Below are 18,249 nucleotides of genomic sequence, written 5' to 3'. Positions count from 1 at the left end.
CTGCGGTTTTGGCGACCAAACGCGTCAACAAAAGCCCGCAGGGGCGGGATGAATGTCCGTGATCAACTTCAACATCGCCCAATGGCGCGCGTGGGCCCCTGGCCTCGACAGCGTGGACGCCTGGCAGGCCTGGAGCCGACAACCGGTCGTACTCCAGCGCAGTGATGCCGCGCCCGATGTGTCGTTTTTGCCGGCCATGCAGCGCCGCCGCCTCAGTCGTCTGGCACGCATGGCGTTCAGCGTTGGCTGGCCCCTGGCCGACGGGCGGGACAGCCTGCCGCTGGTGTTCGTCTCGCGCCACGGTGAAACCCCACGGACTTACGACATCCTCAGTGATCTGGCGACCGAACAGCCGCTGTCGCCGACCCAGTTCAGCCTGTCCGTGCACAACGCGATCATCGGTCTGTGGTCGATCATGCGTGGCGAAACCAGCGAAATGACCGCCCTCGCCGCGGCCGGCGACGGCCTTGAGCACGGCATGCTCGAAGCGGCGGCGCTGCTCAATGAAGGCGCCCCGGCGGTGTTGCTGGTGATCACCGAAGAACAACCACCCGAAGCCTATTCAGCGTGGATCGACGATGTGCCGTTTCCCTACGCGCTCGGTCTTTTGCTCACCCCCGGTACCGACTGGCGGCTGACCCTGAACAGCGTCACAGAAACACGGTCAAAAGCGCACTGGCCCCACGCGCTCAATCTGTTGCAAAACCTGCTCGGCCAGCAAACCCATTGCCAACATGCCTGGAAAAATCGTGTATGGACCTGGCAACGCAACCCGTGACCGAAAAAAACCGCGATGCCTATTACTGGCGCCTGCTGGCCACCGCCGCAAGCTTTACCCTGTTCGGGCTAGGCGGGCTGTGCCTGCGTTTGCTGGTGTTTCCGCTATTGGCTTGCCTGCCCGGTGACGCCGTTGTGCATCGCCAACGCGCGCGGCAGACCGTCAGCCGGCTGTTCTGGTTTTTCGTCCGGTTCATGGCCCGCACCGGTGTGCTGACCTATGACATTCAGGGCGCCGAACGTCTCGGTCGACCCGGACAGATGATCATCGCCAATCACCCGTCGCTGATCGACGTGGTGTTCCTCATCGGTCTGGTGCGCCAGGCCAATTGCGTGGTGAAGAAAAGCCTGTGGGAAAACCCCTTCACCCGTGGCCCGTTGCGCCGCACCGAATACATCAGTAATGACGGCAGCATGGACATGCTCGATGCCGCCGCCCAATCCCTGCAAAACGGCCAGACCCTGATCATCTTTCCCGAAGGCACGCGCACCCAGCCGGGCCAGGCGCCGGCCTTTCATCGGGGCGCTGCGGCGATTGCCCTGCGCGGTGCGAAAATCCTTACGCCAGTGATTATCAAGGTCAGCCCGACCACATTGACCAAAGCCGAACCGTGGTACCGGATCCCCAGCCGCCGTGTGCACTTCAGTTTTCGCGTCGGGGCCGATATAGACCCACAAGCCTTCGCCGCGCAAGGCCCTGCACCGCAAGCCTCGCGCAAGCTCAACGATTATTTGCACTCATATTTCATTAAGGAGCTCGCCGAAGATGAGCGATCTGAACACCCCTAGCCTGGTGCGTGACATCAAACTGCTGATCATCGACGCCCTCGGCCTCGAAGACATCAGCGTCGACGACATCGAAGACGAGCAAACACTGTTCGGCGAAGGCCTGGGCCTGGATTCCGTCGACGCGCTGGAACTGGGTCTGGCCATCCAGAAAAAATACGGCATCAAGATCGACGCCGACGCCAAAGACACCCGTAACCATTTCACCAACGTGGCCAGCCTTGCGGCGTTCGTCACGGCAAAACAGGCAGCTTGAGACCGGACCATGCAAACTCGTGACGATATTTTCAACACCCTGCGCGATGCCTTGGTCGAGCTGTTCGAACTGGATCCGGCCCGTGTGAGCCTGGACTCCAACCTGTATCAGGATCTGGAAATCGACAGCATCGACGCGGTCGATCTGATCGATCACATCAAACGCCAGACCGGCAAGAAAATCGCCGCCGAAGAATTCAAATCGGTGCGCACCGTCGGCGACGTGGTCGAGGCGGTCTACCGTCTGGTTCAACCGGCCGCATGAGCCGATTGATCGGCCTGGGCCTGCTGCTGGCCGGTCTGCTGTACCCCTTTGCGGTGTATTTCGGCATGGAGCATTTTGCCCCGTGGCAGTTCGGTCTGCTGCTGGGCAGCCTTTGGCTGGCGCGGGCACTGACTGGCGAGCGCAAACCCGGCAGCCTGTGGATGGCCTGTGTGGCGATCGCCTTTTGCCTGCTGCTGGCGCTGTTCGACAGTCCGCTGTTGCTGCGTTGGTACCCGGTGCTGATCAGCGGCTTCATGCTAGTGCTGTTCAGCCTGAGCCTGAAATACGGCCCGCCGATGGTCGAGCGCCTGGCGCGCTTGCGTGAGCCAGAGCTGCCGGACATCGCGATCCGCTATACACGCAAGGTCACCGTGGCCTGGAGCGTGTTTTTCTTCTGCAACGGTTTATGCGCCGCCCTGCTGACCCTGTGGGCGCCGCTGAATTGGTGGATGTTGTACACCGGCCTGATCTCCTATGGATTGATCGGCCTGATGTTTGCCATTGAATGGCTGATACGACAACGGGTAAGAGGCCGTACATGAACTGGATAAAACTTGAGCAGTTGTTGCTCAAGCCTGTGCCGGCGCGGGTGATCAGCCACGCACCGGCCCTCGATCACGCGCAGCTGTGCGAACAGGCCCTGAGCGTTGCCGCCGGCCTGCAAGCTCAGGGCGTGAAGCGCCTGGCTGTGCACCTGGAAGATGCTGCCGAACTGGCCATCGCCTTGCTGGGTGCATGGCGTGCAGGCGTGAGTGTTCTGCTGCCCTCGGACCTGCAAGCGCAAACCCGCCAGCGCTGGTCGGCTGAGGTCGATCTGTGGCTGACGGATCAAGCCGATGACGCGCAACTGAGCGACGTTCAGCAGCCGCCGCTAGCCGGCGCCGCACTGGACCTCGACCAGTGCCGTCTGAGCCTGTGCACGTCCGGCTCCAGCGGCGAGCCCAAGCGCATCGACAAAACCCTGCGCCAACTGGCCAACGAGGTCGAAGCACTGGAACAGTTGTGGGGCGCGGATCTCGGTGAGGCCTGCATCATCGGCAGCGTCGCCACCCAGCATATTTACGGTTTGCTGTTTCGCGTGCTGTGGCCGCTGTGTGCCGGGCGCCCGTTTGTGCGCAAGCAACTGGCGTTCCCCGAAGACTTGCAGCGTGCCAGCCGCAAATATCCAGCCTTTGCGTGGGTGGCCAGCCCGGCGTTGCTCAAACGCATGGGCGACAACCTCGACTGGCCGGCCCTGAGCGCCGTGCGCCGGGTGTTTTCCTCCGGCGGTGCGTTGCCGGTCGAAGCTGCGCAAAGTCTGCAGCAACGCTTGCAGCAATGGCCGACGGAAATCCTCGGCAGCTCGGAAACCGGCGGCATTGCCTGGCGTCAGGGCCAACTACTGTGGCAACCGTTCGCCGGTGTCCAACTGAGCCAGGACAGCGACGGCGCCCTGCTGATCGCCTCACCTTACTTGCCTGCCGGGCACGTCGAGCACACCGCTGACGCCGCGCGCATCGGCATCGATGGCCGCTTCGAACTGCTCGGACGGCTGGACCGGATCGTCAAACTCGAAGAAAAACGCATCTCGCTGCCCATGCTTGAGCAAGCCTTGGTTGACCACGACTGGGTCGCCGAAGCGCGCTTGGGCGTGGTCCAGGAAAATCGCGCCTCTCTCGGTGCTCTACTGGTGCTCAGCGAGGCCGGCCTGTTTGCCTTGCGTGAGCACGGTCGCCGCAGCCTGACCGAAACCCTGCGCCACCATTTGCGCCAACACTGTGAAGCCCTGGCTTTACCGCGACGTTGGCGGCTGGTGCGGCAATTACCGTTGAACAGCCAAGGCAAACTGCCGCAGGCCGATATCGAAGCGCTGCTGATGGCCCCGCGAGCGAAAGCGCCCGAAGTGCTGGAACAGGTCGAGACCACTGGCGAGTGGAGCCTGCAACTGAGCGTGCCCCCGGACCTGGCCTATTTCAGCGGCCACTTCCCTAAAGCCCCGGTATTGCCTGGCGTGGTGCAGGTGGAATGGGCACTGAACCTCGGTCGCCAACTGCTCAATCTGACCGGTCCGTTTGCCGGGATGGAAGTGCTGAAGTTCCAGCAATTGGTGCGGCCTGGGGATGAAATTCAGCTGCACCTGCGCTTTGATCCGGAGCGCGGCAAATTGTATTTCGCTTATCGCAATGACACGGCGACCTGTTCCAGTGGGCGGATTCTTTTGGGTGTAGAGCATGGTTGACCTTGGTGAGTGCTGCGCACTCAATCGCGAGCAGGCTCACTCCTACAAGGATCGCGGTCTTCCAGTGGAGAAAACGTATGCATAATCCTTGTGCCGTGATCCCGGTTTATAACCATGAAACTGCGATCGGCACCGTGGTCGAGGCTCTGCTCGCGCAAGGACTGCCGTGCATTCTGGTGGACGACGCCAGCAGCCCGTCCTGCGCGAAAGTGCTCGACGCACTGGCCGAGCGCGACAACGTGCATCTGGTACGCCTGACCGCGAATCAGGGCAAGGGCGGCGCGGTGATGACCGGTTTGCGCGAAGCCTCGTTATTGGGTTTCAGCCATGCGCTGCAGGTCGATGCCGACGGCCAGCACGACTTGCACGATGTGGAGCGTTTTGTCGCCGAGTCCCGCGCTCATCCCGAGGCGATGATCTGCGGTTATCCGCTGTTCGACGAAAGCGTGCCGAAAGGTCGTTTGTACGCGCGCTACCTGACCCACGTGATGGTCTGGATCAACACGCTGTCGCTGCAGATCCGCGATTCAATGTGTGGTTTCCGCGTCTATCCGCTGGCCCCGACGCTGGCGGTGATTGATTCGGCGAAAGTCGGCAAGCGCATGGATTTCGACTCGGACATTCTCGTGCGCCTGTCGTGGCGCAATCAGCCGATGCGCTGGCTGCAAACCAGCGTGCATTATCCGCTGGACGGTGTGTCGCACTTCCGTCTGTTCCATGACAACGCACTGATTTCCAGCATGCACACGCGGCTGTTTCTCGGCATGTTGCTGCGCTTCCCGGTGATCCTCTGGCGGCGGTGGCGCGCATGAGCGGTGAAGCCGACAAGCAGCACTGGGCCGACCGCGAAGAACGCGGCAGCTTTCTGTTGATGAAATTCACCGCGTTCGCCGCCAAGGTCCTGGGCCGACGCCTGCTCAGTCCGTTGCTGTACGGCATCGTCCTGTACTTTTTCCTCTTCGGCCGCACCGCACGGCGCAGCGCCTGGCAATATCAGCAGCGTTTGGCGGCGTGGAGTCAGCGCGAAGATTTACACCCCACTCATTGGCGGGTGTTCGGTCAGTTCATGGCGTTCGCCGATTCGATGCTCGACAAGCTCGATGTGTGGAATGGCAAGTTGCGCATCGAACAGATCGAAATCATCGACCCGGCCCTGCTGCGCAATCAGCTGCGCGGCAGTCGCGGACAACTGCTGGTCGGCGCGCACCTGGGCAATCTGGAAGTCTGTCGCGCACTGGCGGAAATCGGCGAAAAGGTCACCATGAACGTGCTGGTGCACACCAAGCACGCCGAACAATTCAACCGTTTGCTGGGTGAGGCTGGGGCGACCAATCTGCGCCTGATTCAAGTCAGCGAACTGGACCCGGTGATCATGCTGCAACTGCACGAACGCCTGGAGCGCGGTGAGTGGCTGGCGATTGCCGGCGACCGCGTCCCCCTGCATGGCGGGCGCAGCGTAACCGTGGACTTTCTCGGCCATCCGGCGCCGTTCCCGCAAGGCCCGTGGCTGCTCGCCGGCCTGCTCAAATGCCCGGTCAATCTGCTGATGTGCCTCAAGCAACCGGACGGTCACTATCGCCTGACTCTCGAGCCCTTCGCCGACGCCGTGGTGTGGAAGCGCAGCGAGCGCGAGCAGGTCATTCATCAGTGGGCCACCCGCTATGCGCAGCGCCTGAGTCACTATTGCCTCGAAGCGCCGCAACAATGGTTCAACTTTTACCCTTTCTGGAAGACCGATGACGACGCCAACCCATGAGCCGGTAACCTTCGGCGAACGCCCTTTGCGCATCGAAGACGTGCTGGCCTTGGCCAACCGTCAGGCGCCCGTGCAGTTGCAGAGCGACGCCGACTATCGCGAGCGCATCGCCAAGGGCGCGCGGTTCCTCGATTCGCTGCTGGACAAGGAAGGCGTGATCTACGGCGTGACCACCGGTTACGGCGACTCCTGCGTGGTCGCGGTGCCGCTGCATCACGTAGAGGCGCTGCCGCGTCACCTCTACACCTTCCACGGTTGCGGGCTGGGTAACCTGCTCGACGCGCAAGCCACCCGCGCGGTGTTGGCGGCGCGTTTGCAGTCGTTGTGTCACGGCGTCTCCGGGGTGCGCGTGGAATTGCTGGAGCGTCTGCACGCGTTCCTCGAATACGACATCCTGCCGCTGATCCCTGAAGAAGGCTCGGTCGGCGCCAGCGGTGATCTGACGCCGCTGTCCTACGTCGCCGCAACGCTGTCCGGTGAACGTGAAGTAATGTTCCGTAGCGAACGTCGCCAGTCTGCCGATGTGCATCGTGAACTCGGCTGGACACCGCTGGTACTGCGCCCGAAAGAAGCGCTGGCGCTGATGAACGGCACCGCCGTAATGACCGGTCTCGCCTGCCTCGCTTTCGCCCGTGCCGACTATCTGTTGCAACTGGCCACGCGCATCACCGCGCTCAATGTGGTCGCGCTGCAAGGCAATCCGGAGCACTTCGACGAACGTCTGTTCGCCGCCAAACCACATCCAGGGCAAATGCAGGTCGCCGCGTGGCTGCGCAAGGATCTGGCGATCGACGCGCCGACCGCGCCGCTGCATCGCCTGCAGGATCGCTACTCGCTGCGCTGCGCCCCGCACGTGCTCGGCGTATTGGCCGATAGCCTGAACTGGCTGCGTTCATTCATCGAAACCGAACTGAACAGCGCCAACGACAACCCGATCATCGACGCCGAAGCCGAGCGCGTTTTGCACGGCGGGCACTTCTACGGCGGCCACATCGCGTTCGCCATGGACAGCCTGAAAAACCTGGTGGCCAACGTCGCCGATCTGCTCGATCGGCAACTCGCCTTGCTGGTGGATGAGCGTTACAACCACGGTCTGCCGAGCAACCTCTCCGGTGCTCCGGCGGATCGCGCCATGATCAATCATGGCTTCAAAGCCGTGCAGATCGGCACCAGCGCCTGGACCGCCGAAGCATTGAAAAACACCATGCCGGCCAGCGTGTTCTCGCGTTCCACCGAGTGCCACAACCAGGACAAAGTCAGCATGGGCACCATCGCCGCCCGCGATGCGATCCGTGTGCTGGAGCTGACCGAACAAGTCGCCGCCGCCACCCTGCTCGCCGCCAACCAAGGCGTGTGGCTGCGCGCTCAGGCCGAAGACGCGCGACCGTTGCCGCCATCGCTGGCGGCGATGCACGTAGAACTGGCCAAGGATTTCCCGCCGGTGATCGAAGACCGCGCCCTGGAAGGCGAGCTGCGTCTGTGCCTGCAACGCATCGCCGCTCAACACTGGAGGCTGCATGCGTAGCGCCGGAGTGCTTCACGCCGACACGGAAATCCTCGTACCGTTTTTCGACGTCGACACCATGCACGTCGTCTGGCACGGCCATTACGTCAAATACCTCGAAGTGGCGCGTTGCGCGCTGCTCGACAAGATCGGCCACAACTACACGCACATGGTCGAGGCCGGTTATGCCTGGCCGATCATCGACCTGCAACTGCGCTACGTGCGTGGCGCGGTGTTCGGTCAGCGCCTGAATGTGCGCGCCAGTCTGGTCGAATGGGAAAACCGTCTGAAGATCAATTACCTGATCACCGACCTGCACAGCGGCGAACGCCTGACTCGCGCCTGCTCGGTGCAGGTTGCCGTCGAAGTGAGCAGCCGCGAGATGCAACTGGCTTCACCGAAGGTCTTCACCGATGCCGTGGAAAGGATGCTGCGATGAATGTTTTTGTTAAAGGCTTGAGTGTACTGGCGCTGCTGGTGATGTCCTCTCTGGCCAACGCCTTCGACCTGCAACAACTGAGCGAGCAACTGGCAAAACCGGACGTGATCCACGGTCAGTTCATTCAGGAAAAACACCTGCGTGCATTACCGCAGCCGCTGATCAGCAAGGGCAGTTTTGTTCTGGCGAAAAACCACGGCCTGCTCTGGCTGCTGAAGACCCCGCTGCACCAGGACTACCGCATCACCGCCAAGGGCATCGCCCGGCGTGACGGCAACGGCTGGCAACTGCTGCCGAACAAGAGCGCCGGGGCCGAGCAGAACCGCTTGTTCCTCGCCGTGCTGCAAGGCGACAGCAGTGGCCTGCAACGCGATTTCGAACTGGCCCTGAGCGGCGATGCACAGCAGTGGAAACTCACGCTGACCCCGCGCTCGCTGCTGCTCAAGCAAGTGTTCAACCAGATCAATATCGACGGCGGCACGCTGGTGCAAACCATCGAACTGCTGGAAACCCAGGGCGACAGCACCGTGCTGCGCATGCAGGACAGCACCGCCGGGCAACCGTTGAACGACGCGGAGCAACATGACTTTGCCGAGTGAACGCAGGCTGCCCTGGCTGTTTCTGATTCTGCTGCTGGCGGTCGTCGCTCTGGCCGGTTGGCAGTGGCGTGACGGTGCGCCATTGTCGGCGAACCTGATGGAACTGGTGCCCGGCACCCACCCCGACGCCCTCGAACAGCGCGCCGAGCAGCGCATGCAGGAACCGCTCAACCGCGAAATGCTGGTGCTGGTCGGCCACGCCGACCGCCCGCAAGCGGTGGCCATGGCGCAGACGCTGGGCGAGCAATGGCAGGCCAGCGGTCTGTTCGAGAAAGTGCAGTGGAATCTGCAAGCAGACCTGCCAGCGCTGCGCGCACAACTGCTGCAAGGACGACTGGCGATGCTCTCGGCGGATGACCGGCAACTGCTGATCGAACACCCCGACGCATTCATTCAACAACGCGTGCAGGCCCTGTTCGATCCGTTCAGCGGTTTCAGTCTGGTGCCGAGTCAGGATGACTGGCTGGGCCTGACCGGGCGCATTCAGAACAGCCAGCCGCAGCACGGTTCGGTGCAACTGGACATCGGCAGCGGCGCGTTGATTGCCGATGCGGACGGCAAGAGCTGGGTGCTGCTGCGTGCACGCACCACCGGCAATGCTTTCGACATGGACCTGCCGCTGCAAGTCGCGGCATTGCTGCAAGCCAGCCGCGAGCAGGCGGCGAAATCCGACGTGCAATTGCTGGCAGCCAGCGGCTTGCTCTACGCGGCCAATGGTCAGCAGCAAGCCACGCGCGAAATGATCTGGGTCGGTGGTGGTGCGACGGTCGGCATTCTCTTGCTGCTGTTGCTCGCTTTCCGCCGCTGGCGCGTGTTGCTGGCGTTCGTGCCGGTGCTGGTCGGCATGTTGTTCGGCGCGGTGGCGTGTGTGGCGCTGTTCGGCCATATGCACGTGATGACGCTGGTGCTCGGCTCCAGCCTGATCGGCGTGGCCGTGGATTACCCACTGCACTATTTGTCGAAGAGCTGGAGCCTGAAGCCTTGGCGCAGTTGGCCGGCGTTGCGTTTGACGCTGTCCGGGCTGACCCTGAGCCTGATCACCAGCGCCATCGGTTATCTGGCACTGGCGTGGACGCCGTTCCCGGCGCTGACGCAAATCGCGGTGTTCTCCGCCGCTGGCTTGCTCGGTGCCTATTTGTCGGCGGTGTGCCTGTTGCCGGCGTTGCTGAAAAACGTCGAACTGCGCCCCGCGCAATGGCCGCTGCAGCTGGCCGAGCGCATGGTTGCGCTGCGTGAAAAACTGCTCGAGCACGTGCGCACGCCGGTGTTGCTGGCGCTGCTGATCGCCTTCTGCGTAGGCGGTCTAGTACAACTGCAAAGCAAGAATGACATTCGCCAATGGGTCGGCGCACCGCAACAGCTGACCGACGAAGCGCAGACCATCGCGCGCATCACCGGCTATCAGCCGACCAGCCAGTTTTTCCTCGTGCGCGCCGACAATCAGCAGCAATTGCTCGAGCGTCAGGCCGCGCTGAGCGAGCGTCTGCAGCAACTGGTCAACCTCGACAAGCTGCAAGGCTATCTGGCCCTCGATCAACTGCTCAGCCCGCCGAACCAGCAAGAACAGGTACGTCAGGCGCTGAACAAACTGCCGCAATACTGGCAGCCACTGCTCGACCTCGGCGTGCCGCTCGCCGCGCTGCAAACCGAACTACAGCAATTGCAGACCGTGCCCGCCGAAGACATCGACGCGGCTCTGGCCGGCCCGCTCGGCGAACCTTATCGCACGCTCTGGCTCGGCCCCAGCGAAGACGGCGTAGCGGCAATGACCAGCCTGCAAGGCCTGAACAACCCGGCACTGTTGCGCGTGCAGGCGCTGGATTTGCCGGGGGTGACGCTGGTCGATCGCCTCGGTGAGTTGAACGAGGTATTCGCCGCGACGCAGATCAGCGCCGCTGAACTGAAACTCGCTTCCTGCGCGTTGATCGTGCTGGTGCTGATGCTGCCGTTCGGTCTCGGCGGTGCGTTGCGCATCGTTGCCCTGCCGTTGCTCGCCGCGTTGTGCAGCCTCGCCAGTCTCGGCTGGCTCGGTCAGCCGCTGACCCTGTTCAGCCTGTTCGGCCTGCTGCTGGTCACAGCGATCAGCGTCGACTACGCGATTCTCATGCGCGAACAGGTCGGCGGTGCGGCGGTGAGCCTGCTCGGTACCTTGCTCGCGGCTGTGACGACATGGCTGTCGTTCGGTTTGCTGGCGGTTTCCAGCACCCCGGCGGTGAGCAACTTCGGGCTGTCGGTGAGCCTCGGTCTGGCGTTCAGTTTCATGCTCGCACCGTGGGCCGGGCGCCACGAACACACGGCAGCCGTCGCGGAGCCAGCGGCATGATGGTCGCCGCTTTCTGGCTGCTGGCTCTGGCGTTGTTCGCTGTGGCCACGCGCATCGGGCGCCACTTCGGCCTGATCCCGATCGTCAGCCAATTGCTGCTGGCGAGCTTCGGCTTGCCGCTGCTGATGTACTTCTGGATCGAGCCGGGCTGGCAGCTCAGCGGCGCGCAACTGATTGCGCCTGACTGGCTGAAAAACCTCTACAGCCTGAGTTTTGCCCTACTGCTCGGGCATATCCTCAGTGATGTGATCGATCTGAAACTCGATCGCCAGAGCGTGAAAATCGCCGTGCCGAGTTTCCTCGTGCCGTTTGCCTGTGGCCTGGCCGCTGCCTATTGGCTGCTGCCGACGCAACCGTGGCTCAACTCGCTGGCCATCGGTCTGGTGTTCGCGATCACCGCGATCCCGGTGCTGTACCTGTATCTGCGCCACATCGATTATCCGCCCACCGCCACTCGCCGGTTGGTGCAGACCGCGATCCTCATCGATCTGACCTGCTGGACGCTGTTCGGCCTCGCCCAGGGCAGTCTGCATCTGAGCAGTCTGCTGCTGCCGCTGGCTCTCGCCCTGGTGCCGTTGCTGTTGCATCTGTTGCGTGCGCGTCGACCGCTGACCTACAGCCTCGGCTTCTTTGCGCTGTTGGTGATGGCCGAGCACTACAAACTCAACGCGCTGATCTTCGGCATCGGCTACCTGCTATGCATGGCCGCGCTGAAAGTGCCGCTGGTACTGCCATTGCCGGCGCGCTGGATGAGCCGTTTGCAGACGTGGCTGGCGATCCCGCTGATTCTGACGTTCGGCATCGTCCAGATCGACGTGCACAGTGCGCTCTCCAGCCTTGGTCCGCTGCAATGGGCGGCGCTGCTGCTGTTGCCGATTGCCAGTAAACTGCTCGGCAACTGGCTCGGCCTCGGCTGGGCCGGCGCCTCGTTCGAAGGCGCCAGCCGCTGGCGCGAAAGTGTGCTGCTGAATATTCGCGGCCTGAGCGAAATCGTCTTTCTCAATCTGCTCTTGCAACAACAGCTCATCACCCCGGCGCTGTACTTCGCGCTGATGCTGATGGGCCTGATCGCGACGCTGCTACCGGCCCTGATCGGCCTGCATCGCGCGCCATTGAATCTGCAACATCCTTTGCCCCGGAGCTCACGTGCCAATCGTTGAAATGGAATCCCGTCAGGTCGTGATCATCGGCGCCGGTCCGTCCGGCGCCATCGCCGCCGCGCTGCTCAAGCGCAAGGGCCACGATGTACTGGTGATCGAGCGCCAGCACTTTCCGCGCTTTTCGATCGGTGAAAGCCTGCTCAGCCATTGTCTGGATTTCGTCGAAGAAGCCGGCATGCTCGACGCCGTCAATGCCGCCGGATTCCAGCGCAAGACCGGCGCCGCATTCGCCTGGGGCGAGCGTTACAGCGCCTTCGATTTCGGTGACACCTTTACCGGCGGCAAACCGACCACGTTTCAGGTGCAGCGCGCCGATTTTGACAAACTGCTGGCTGATCAGGCGGCGCTGCAAGGCGCGGAAATCCGCTACGGTGACGCCATCGTCAGCGTCGATTTCGAGCGGACGAAACCGCAGCTGAATGTACGTCGCGAGGACGGCGGCGACTATCGCGTCGAAGCGGATTTCGTCCTTGATGCCAGCGGCTACGGTCGTGTGCTGTCGCGACTGCTGGATCTGGAAGCGCCGTCGAACTTCCCGGTGCGCCAAGCGGTGTTCACCCACGTCGAAGATCACATCGACAACCCGGCGTTCGACCGCGAGAAAATCCTCGTCACCACCCATCCAGAGCATCGCGATGTCTGGTTCTGGACGATCCCGTTCAGTAACGGACGCTGCTCGGTGGGCGTGGTCGCCGCCGAGGAACATTTCAAGGGTCGCGACAGCGATCTGGATGCCTGTCTGCGCAGCTTCATCGCCGAAACCCCGAGCCTCGCCGGCGTTCTGAACAATGCTGTGTGGGACACCCCTGCACGCACGCTCGGCGGTTACGCCGCCAACGTGAAAACCCTGCACGGGCCGGGCTTTGCCTTGCTCGGCAACGCGGCAGAATTTCTCGACCCGGTGTTCTCCTCCGGCGTGACCATCGCCATGCGCTCGGCGAGCATGGCCGCAGCGGTGCTGCACCGTCAGTTGCAAGGTGAAACGGTCGACTGGCAAGGCGAATTTGCCGAGCCACTCAAGCGCGGCGTCGACACCTTTCGCTGCTACGTCGAGGGCTGGTACGCCGGCACCTTTCAGGACGTGATTTTTTATGAAGACAGCCAGGCGGAAATCCGTCGGATGATCTGTTCGATCCTCGCCGGCTACGCCTGGGATGAGCGCAACCCGTTCGTCAGCGAAGCGCGTCGCCGCTTGAAGATGATTTCCGAACTCTGTGCAAAGGACGCCACATGAACTACTTGAGCGACAGCTACGTCGAGGAAACCCGCTTCGGTTTCTGGTTCCTGCGCAGCCACACCTGGCAGCACCACGTCTTGCGCGTGGCGATCAATGATTTGCGTGGTTTGTTTAGTGACGCTCTGCCGGAAAGCCCGGTGCTGCTGGATGCTGGTTGCGGACAGGGCAAGTCGTTCGCTCATCTGCGCCAGACCTTTGCGCCACAGCGCCTGATCGGCGTTGATGCCGACCCGCACAGCCTTGAATTGAGCGGCGCAGAAGCGGCGCGTCTGGATCTGGAGGTGGAACTGATCGGCAGTGACTGCGCGACGCTCAATGTGGCGGACGCCAGTGTTGATCTGCTGTTCTGTCATCAGACTTTCCATCATCTGGTCGAGCAGGAAAAAGCCCTCGCCGAGTTTTATCGAGTGCTGAAACCGGGTGGCTATCTGCTGTTCGCCGAGTCCACCGAGGCTTACATTGATACGTGGGTGATCCGCTGGCTGTTCCGTCATCCGATGCACGTGCAAAAGAGTGCGGCGCAGTATCTGCAGATGATTCGCGGGCAGGGTTTCGAATTTGGCGAGGGCAATGTTTCCTACCCGTATTTGTGGTGGAGCCGGTCGAAAGATTTTGGCTTGCTGGAACGGTTCGGGTTGCGCAAGCCGAAGCCGTTTGGTGAGCGAGAAGAGACGTTGGTCAACGTTGTCGCGCGTAAACCGCTTGAAGGTGATCGTTGATGCGACACATAACCTGTGGGAGCGAGCCTGCTCGCGAAAGCGGTGGGTCAGCCAACCTCTTTGTTGAATGTGCCGGCGCCTTCGCGAGCAGGCTCGCTCCCACAGTGTCCGCGGTGTGGCGATTTTTTGTGGTCGGCGTGATGCTTCTGTTGAGCGCCTGCGCCAGCCAGGCGCCGTTGCCTGCGGGCAATCCAACACTCCCGCTGCCTCTGCAACTGCACATCGAACGCCAACAAGCCGAACAACGCCAGGACTGGCTGCTGGTGATCCAGCGCGAAGGCCCGGGTATCCGCTGGTCGATGATGGACCCGCTGGGCATTCCCCAAGCGCGGCAGCAACTGATCGACGGCCACTGGCAGGCCGATGGGCTGCTGCCACCGAACCCAGAAGCCCGAGAGCTGTTTGCCGCGCTGTTGTTCGCCCTGACCCCGTCCGGCGAGCTGCTGCGCAATTACCCCGCCGCACTGCAACAGGGCCAGCAACGCGCCCTGCCGGCGCGCTGGGATATCCGTTATTCACAACCGTTGAGCTTCGAATTGAACCTGCCTCAAGGCCCGCACTACCGCGTTTCTCCGTTGGGTGAACCGACGCCATGACCGCTTACCTGAATGCCCTCGGCGTGATCTGCGCGCTGGGCCGCGACAAACAAGTCGTCGCGCGCAACCTGTTCGCCGGCGACTGCTCGGGCATGCGCCGCGAGTCCGGCTGGGTGGCGGAGCGTGAGTTGCCCGTCGCGGCCGTCCAAGGCGAACTGGCGCCGATCCCGGCAGAACTCGCCGATCAGCGCAGCCGCAACAATCAGCTGCTGCTGGAAGCGGCGTTGCAGATTCGCGATGACATCGATCAAGCGATCCAGACCTTCGGCCGTGAGCGCATCGGAGTGGTCCTCGGCACCAGCACTTCGGGCATCGACGAGGCCAGCCGAGGTCTGGCGCACTACATCCGCGAGCAGCAGTTCCCGGCGGAATACGATTATCGTCAACAGGAACTCGGCGCCCCGGCCAACTTCCTCGCCGACTGGCTGCAACTGAGCGGCCCGGCCTATGTGATTTCCACCGCTTGCACTTCCAGCGCCCGTGCCTTGATGAGCGCTCAGCGTTTGCTCGATCTGGGCCTGTGCGACGCGGTGCTGTGTGGCGGCGTCGACAGCCTGTGCAAACTGACCCTCAACGGTTTCTCGTCACTTGAAGCGATGTCCGACGAGCGCTGCAATCCGTTCTCGGCCAACCGCAGCGGCATCAATATCGGCGAAGCGGCGGTGCTGTTTGTCATGAGCAAACAACAGGGCAAAGGCCCAGCCATTGCCTTGCTCGGCGCCGGCGCCAGCTCCGACGCCCATCATATTTCTGCCCCTGAACCGACCGGGCGCGGCGCCCTGCAAGCGATGCAGAAAGCCTTGAGCCGCGCTCATCTACAAGCAGCGCAGATCAACTACCTGAACCTGCACGGCACCGCTACCCAACACAACGACGCAATGGAAAGCCTGGCGGTTGCCGCGCTGTTCCCCGCAGGCGTGGCTTGTTCATCGACCAAGCCGATGACCGGCCACACCCTTGGCGCGGCCGGTGCGCTGGAAGCAGCGTTTTGCTGGTTGAGCCTGAGCACCGACAACCCCGACCACGCCTTGCCGCCACACGTCTGGGACGCTCAGCCCGATCCTGCGCTGCCACCGCTGAAGTGGGTGACCGCGAGCGAGCGCCTGACGTCCATTGCACCCCGCTACCTGATGAGCAACTCGTTTGCCTTCGGCGGCAACAACGTCAGCCTGATTATCGGAGACGCCCCATGATCCCCTGGCCGCTCGCCGAACTGCTGCCCCATGCGGGCGACATGATTCTGATCGACAGCATCACAAGTTTTGACGATGAGCAGATCTACACCCGTCTCACGGTCCAACCTGATGGCCTGTTCAACCTGCCCGACGGCAGCCTGCCGGCCTGGGTCGGCATCGAACTGATGGCGCAGAGCGTCGCCGCATTTGCCGGTTGCCACGCGCGGCAGAAAGGCAATCCGGTGGAGCTGGGCTTTCTGCTCGGTACGCGCAAGTTCGAGTGCAACGTCGAAGCGTTTCCCGCCGGCAGCGAACTGACCATCCATGGTCTGCGTTCGCTGGAAGATGAAAACGGCATGGGCGTCTTCGAATGCCATATCAACGGCGCGGGCATTCACGCCAGCGCACGCCTGAACGTGTTCCGTCCGCCTCAGGTCAATCAATATCTGCAACAGACACAGGAGTCGAACGATGACTGAATCCGTACTGGTCACCGGCTCCAGCCGTGGCATCGGCCGCGCCATTGCCCTGCGTCTGGCGCAGGCCGGGCACGATATAGTCCTGCATTGCCGCAGCGGCGTGACTGAGGCGCGAAGCGTTCAGGCTGAAATCGAAGCCTTGGGGCGCAAGGCGCGCATCCTGCAATTCGACGTTGCCGACCGGGAAACCTGCAAAACCATTCTGGAAGCCGACGTCGAAAGCCACGGCGCCTATTACGGTGTGGTGCTCAATGCTGGCCTGACTCGCGACGGCGCGTTTCCGGCGCTGAGCGATGACGATTGGGATGTGGTTCTGCGCACCAACCTCGACGGTTTCTACAACGTCCTGCACCCGGTGATGATGCCTATGATCCGCCGCCGTGCCGCTGGTCGCATTGTCTGCATCACCTCGGTGTCGGGGCTGATCGGCAACCGTGGCCAGGTCAACTACAGCGCCTCCAAGGCCGGCGTGATTGGCGCGGCAAAGGCGTTGGCGATCGAGCTGGGCAAGCGCAAAATCACCGTTAACTGCGTCGCACCGGGCCTGATCGACACGGCGATGCTGGATGAAAACGTGCCGGTGGAAGAGTTGATGAAGATGATCCCCGCGCAACGCATGGGCACCCCGGAAGAGGTGGCCAGTGCGGTGAATTTCCTGATGTCGGCGGAAGCCTCGTACATCACCCGCCAGGTGCTGGCGGTCAACGGAGGCTTGTGCTGATGAAGCGCGTCGTCGTCACCGGCATGGCCGGCATCACCTCGCTGGGCAGCGACTGGCAGACCATCGCCGGCAACTTTGCGGCCAATCGCAGCGGCATCCGCCGGATGGACGAGTGGGATCGTTTCAGCGAACTCAACACGCGCCTGGCCGGGCCGATCGATGACTTTGCAGTGCCTGCGCACTGGACGCGCAAGCAACTGCGCAGCATGGGCCGGGTGTCGCGGCTGGCGGTCGGCGCAGCAGAAAAAGCCCTGGCTGACGCCGGTTTGCTCGGTGACGAATCGATCAAGGACGGCAGAATGGGCGTGGCTTGCGGTTCGTCCACCGGCAGCACCGACGAGATCAAAGCGTTCGGCAACATGCTGCTCAACTCTGTCGCCGAAGGCCTCAACGCCAACTCCTACGTGCGGATGATGCCGCACACCACCGCCGCCAACATCAGCATCTTCTTTGGTCTCACCGGGCGGCTGATCCCGACGTCCAGCGCCTGCACCAGCGGCAGCCAGGGCATCGGTTACGCCTACGAGGCGATCAAGTTCGGCCGCCTGCCGTTGATGCTCGCCGGTGGCGCCGAAGAGTTGTGCCCGACCGAAGCCATGGTCTTCGACGCGCTCTACGCCACCAGCCTGAAAAACGATGCGCCGCAGACCAGTCCACGCCCGTACGACAAGGGCCGCGATGGCTTGGTGATCGGTGAAGGCGGCGGCATGCTGGTGCTTGAAGAGCTGGAACATGCTCTGGCGCGCGGTGCGCATATCCACGCCGAGATCGTCGGTTTCGGCAGCAACGCCGACGGCCAGCACACCACACGCCCGGAACAAGTGACCATGCGCCGTGCCATGGAACTGGCGCTGGAAGACGCCGGCCTGACGCCGGAGGCCATCGGTTATGTAAATGGCCACGGTACCGCTACAGAACAGGGCGACATTGCCGAAACACTGGCAACCAGCAGTTTGTTCGGTGAACGCATGCCGATCAGCTCGCAGAAGAGTTTCCTCGGCCACACCCTCGGCGCCTGCGGCGCGCTGGAGTCGTGGTTCAGCATCGAGATGATGAACCGCGACCTGTACGTGCACACGTTCAACCTCGACGAGGTCGATCCGCACTGCGGCAAACTCGATTACCTGCGCGGCGAATTCCGCCAGATGCATCACGACTACGTGATGAACAACAATTTCGCTTTTGGTGGCGTCAACACCTCGTTGATTTTCCGCCGCTGGCACTGACCGCACCACGTTTG

Annotated in this window: 20 protein-coding genes; all 20 read left to right on the top strand. The window is 62.5% G+C overall.

What is annotated here, in order from left to right:
- Positions 1 to 52 precede the first annotated feature (52 nt).
- Positions 53 to 778: a beta-ketoacyl synthase chain length factor gene (locus BMY54_RS04510; RefSeq protein WP_093430106.1), complete on the top strand. Its 726-nt coding sequence runs from the start codon at positions 53 to 55 to the stop codon at positions 776 to 778.
- Positions 754 to 1,566, top strand: coding sequence for a lysophospholipid acyltransferase family protein (locus tag BMY54_RS04505; protein WP_093430105.1), 813 nt, complete (start codon positions 754 to 756; stop codon positions 1,564 to 1,566). The genes BMY54_RS04510 and BMY54_RS04505 overlap by 25 nt, the downstream gene beginning before the upstream one ends.
- The gene (locus tag BMY54_RS04500; RefSeq protein ID WP_093430104.1) at positions 1,544 to 1,819 is read left to right on the top strand and encodes a phosphopantetheine-binding protein; all 276 of its coding nucleotides are present in this window, start codon (positions 1,544 to 1,546) and stop codon (positions 1,817 to 1,819) included. The genes BMY54_RS04505 and BMY54_RS04500 overlap by 23 nt, the downstream gene beginning before the upstream one ends.
- A 9-nt stretch (positions 1,820 to 1,828) precedes the next feature.
- Positions 1,829 to 2,083: an acyl carrier protein gene (locus tag BMY54_RS04495; RefSeq protein WP_064388843.1), complete on the top strand. Its 255-nt coding sequence runs from the start codon at positions 1,829 to 1,831 to the stop codon at positions 2,081 to 2,083.
- Entirely contained in the window at positions 2,080 to 2,625 is a 546-nt protein-coding gene (locus BMY54_RS04490; RefSeq protein WP_093430103.1) for a COG4648 family protein, read from the top strand. The genes BMY54_RS04495 and BMY54_RS04490 overlap by 4 nt, the downstream gene beginning before the upstream one ends.
- Positions 2,622 to 4,301, top strand: a complete 1,680-nt coding sequence (locus tag BMY54_RS04485) for an acyl-CoA synthetase family protein (protein WP_093430102.1) — start codon at positions 2,622 to 2,624, stop codon at positions 4,299 to 4,301. Before BMY54_RS04490 ends, BMY54_RS04485 begins: the two co-directional genes overlap by 4 nt.
- Positions 4,302 to 4,378: 77 nt before the next feature.
- A complete protein-coding gene (locus BMY54_RS04480) occupies positions 4,379 to 5,113 on the top strand; it encodes a glycosyltransferase family 2 protein (RefSeq protein ID WP_093430101.1) in 735 nt (244 codons plus the stop codon).
- Complete coding sequence (locus BMY54_RS04475) at positions 5,110 to 6,057, top strand: LpxL/LpxP family acyltransferase (RefSeq protein ID WP_093430100.1); 948 nt, start codon at positions 5,110 to 5,112, stop codon at positions 6,055 to 6,057. Before BMY54_RS04480 ends, BMY54_RS04475 begins: the two co-directional genes overlap by 4 nt.
- Complete coding sequence (gene hutH / locus BMY54_RS04470) at positions 6,038 to 7,582, top strand: HAL/PAL/TAL family ammonia-lyase (RefSeq protein WP_093430099.1); 1,545 nt, start codon at positions 6,038 to 6,040, stop codon at positions 7,580 to 7,582. The genes BMY54_RS04475 and hutH overlap by 20 nt, the downstream gene beginning before the upstream one ends.
- Complete coding sequence (locus BMY54_RS04465) at positions 7,575 to 8,000, top strand: acyl-CoA thioesterase (protein WP_093430098.1); 426 nt, start codon at positions 7,575 to 7,577, stop codon at positions 7,998 to 8,000. The genes hutH and BMY54_RS04465 overlap by 8 nt, the downstream gene beginning before the upstream one ends.
- Positions 7,997 to 8,599, top strand: a complete 603-nt coding sequence (locus tag BMY54_RS04460) for an outer membrane lipoprotein carrier protein LolA (RefSeq protein WP_093430097.1) — start codon at positions 7,997 to 7,999, stop codon at positions 8,597 to 8,599. Before BMY54_RS04465 ends, BMY54_RS04460 begins: the two co-directional genes overlap by 4 nt.
- Complete coding sequence (locus BMY54_RS04455) at positions 8,583 to 10,922, top strand: MMPL family transporter (RefSeq protein ID WP_093430096.1); 2,340 nt, start codon at positions 8,583 to 8,585, stop codon at positions 10,920 to 10,922. The genes BMY54_RS04460 and BMY54_RS04455 overlap by 17 nt, the downstream gene beginning before the upstream one ends.
- On the top strand, positions 10,919 to 12,082 hold the full coding sequence (locus tag BMY54_RS04450) for a cation:proton antiporter (RefSeq protein ID WP_093430095.1): 1,164 nt from the start codon (positions 10,919 to 10,921) through the stop codon (positions 12,080 to 12,082). Before BMY54_RS04455 ends, BMY54_RS04450 begins: the two co-directional genes overlap by 4 nt.
- Positions 12,069 to 13,316, top strand: coding sequence for an NAD(P)/FAD-dependent oxidoreductase (locus BMY54_RS04445; RefSeq protein ID WP_093430094.1), 1,248 nt, complete (start codon positions 12,069 to 12,071; stop codon positions 13,314 to 13,316). Before BMY54_RS04450 ends, BMY54_RS04445 begins: the two co-directional genes overlap by 14 nt.
- Positions 13,313 to 14,038 (top strand): class I SAM-dependent methyltransferase, encoded by a 726-nt coding sequence (locus tag BMY54_RS04440; protein ID WP_093430093.1) that lies wholly within the window; start codon positions 13,313 to 13,315, stop codon positions 14,036 to 14,038. The genes BMY54_RS04445 and BMY54_RS04440 overlap by 4 nt, the downstream gene beginning before the upstream one ends.
- 140 nt (positions 14,039 to 14,178) lie before the next feature.
- Positions 14,179 to 14,634: a hypothetical protein gene (locus BMY54_RS04435; RefSeq protein WP_093430346.1), complete on the top strand. Its 456-nt coding sequence runs from the start codon at positions 14,179 to 14,181 to the stop codon at positions 14,632 to 14,634.
- Positions 14,631 to 15,827 carry a beta-ketoacyl-[acyl-carrier-protein] synthase family protein gene (locus BMY54_RS04430; protein ID WP_093430092.1) on the top strand — a complete coding sequence of 399 codons (1,197 nt, stop codon included), beginning with the start codon at positions 14,631 to 14,633 and terminating at the stop codon, positions 15,825 to 15,827. The genes BMY54_RS04435 and BMY54_RS04430 overlap by 4 nt, the downstream gene beginning before the upstream one ends.
- Positions 15,824 to 16,288: a hotdog family protein gene (locus BMY54_RS04425; protein ID WP_093430091.1), complete on the top strand. Its 465-nt coding sequence runs from the start codon at positions 15,824 to 15,826 to the stop codon at positions 16,286 to 16,288. The genes BMY54_RS04430 and BMY54_RS04425 overlap by 4 nt, the downstream gene beginning before the upstream one ends.
- Positions 16,281 to 17,009 carry a 3-oxoacyl-ACP reductase FabG gene (gene fabG / locus BMY54_RS04420; RefSeq protein WP_093430090.1) on the top strand — a complete coding sequence of 243 codons (729 nt, stop codon included), beginning with the start codon at positions 16,281 to 16,283 and terminating at the stop codon, positions 17,007 to 17,009. Before BMY54_RS04425 ends, fabG begins: the two co-directional genes overlap by 8 nt.
- A complete protein-coding gene (locus BMY54_RS04415) occupies positions 17,009 to 18,235 on the top strand; it encodes a beta-ketoacyl-ACP synthase (RefSeq protein ID WP_093430089.1) in 1,227 nt (408 codons plus the stop codon). Before fabG ends, BMY54_RS04415 begins: the two co-directional genes overlap by 1 nt.
- Positions 18,236 to 18,249: the final 14 nt, after the last annotated feature.

It is taken from the genome of Pseudomonas sp. ok266 (genome assembly GCF_900110195.1).
Taxonomy (GTDB): domain Bacteria; phylum Pseudomonadota; class Gammaproteobacteria; order Pseudomonadales; family Pseudomonadaceae; genus Aquipseudomonas; species Aquipseudomonas neuropathica.
Note: the sequence above shows the minus strand (reverse complement) of the source record. Positions and strands in the feature narration are given on the sequence as shown.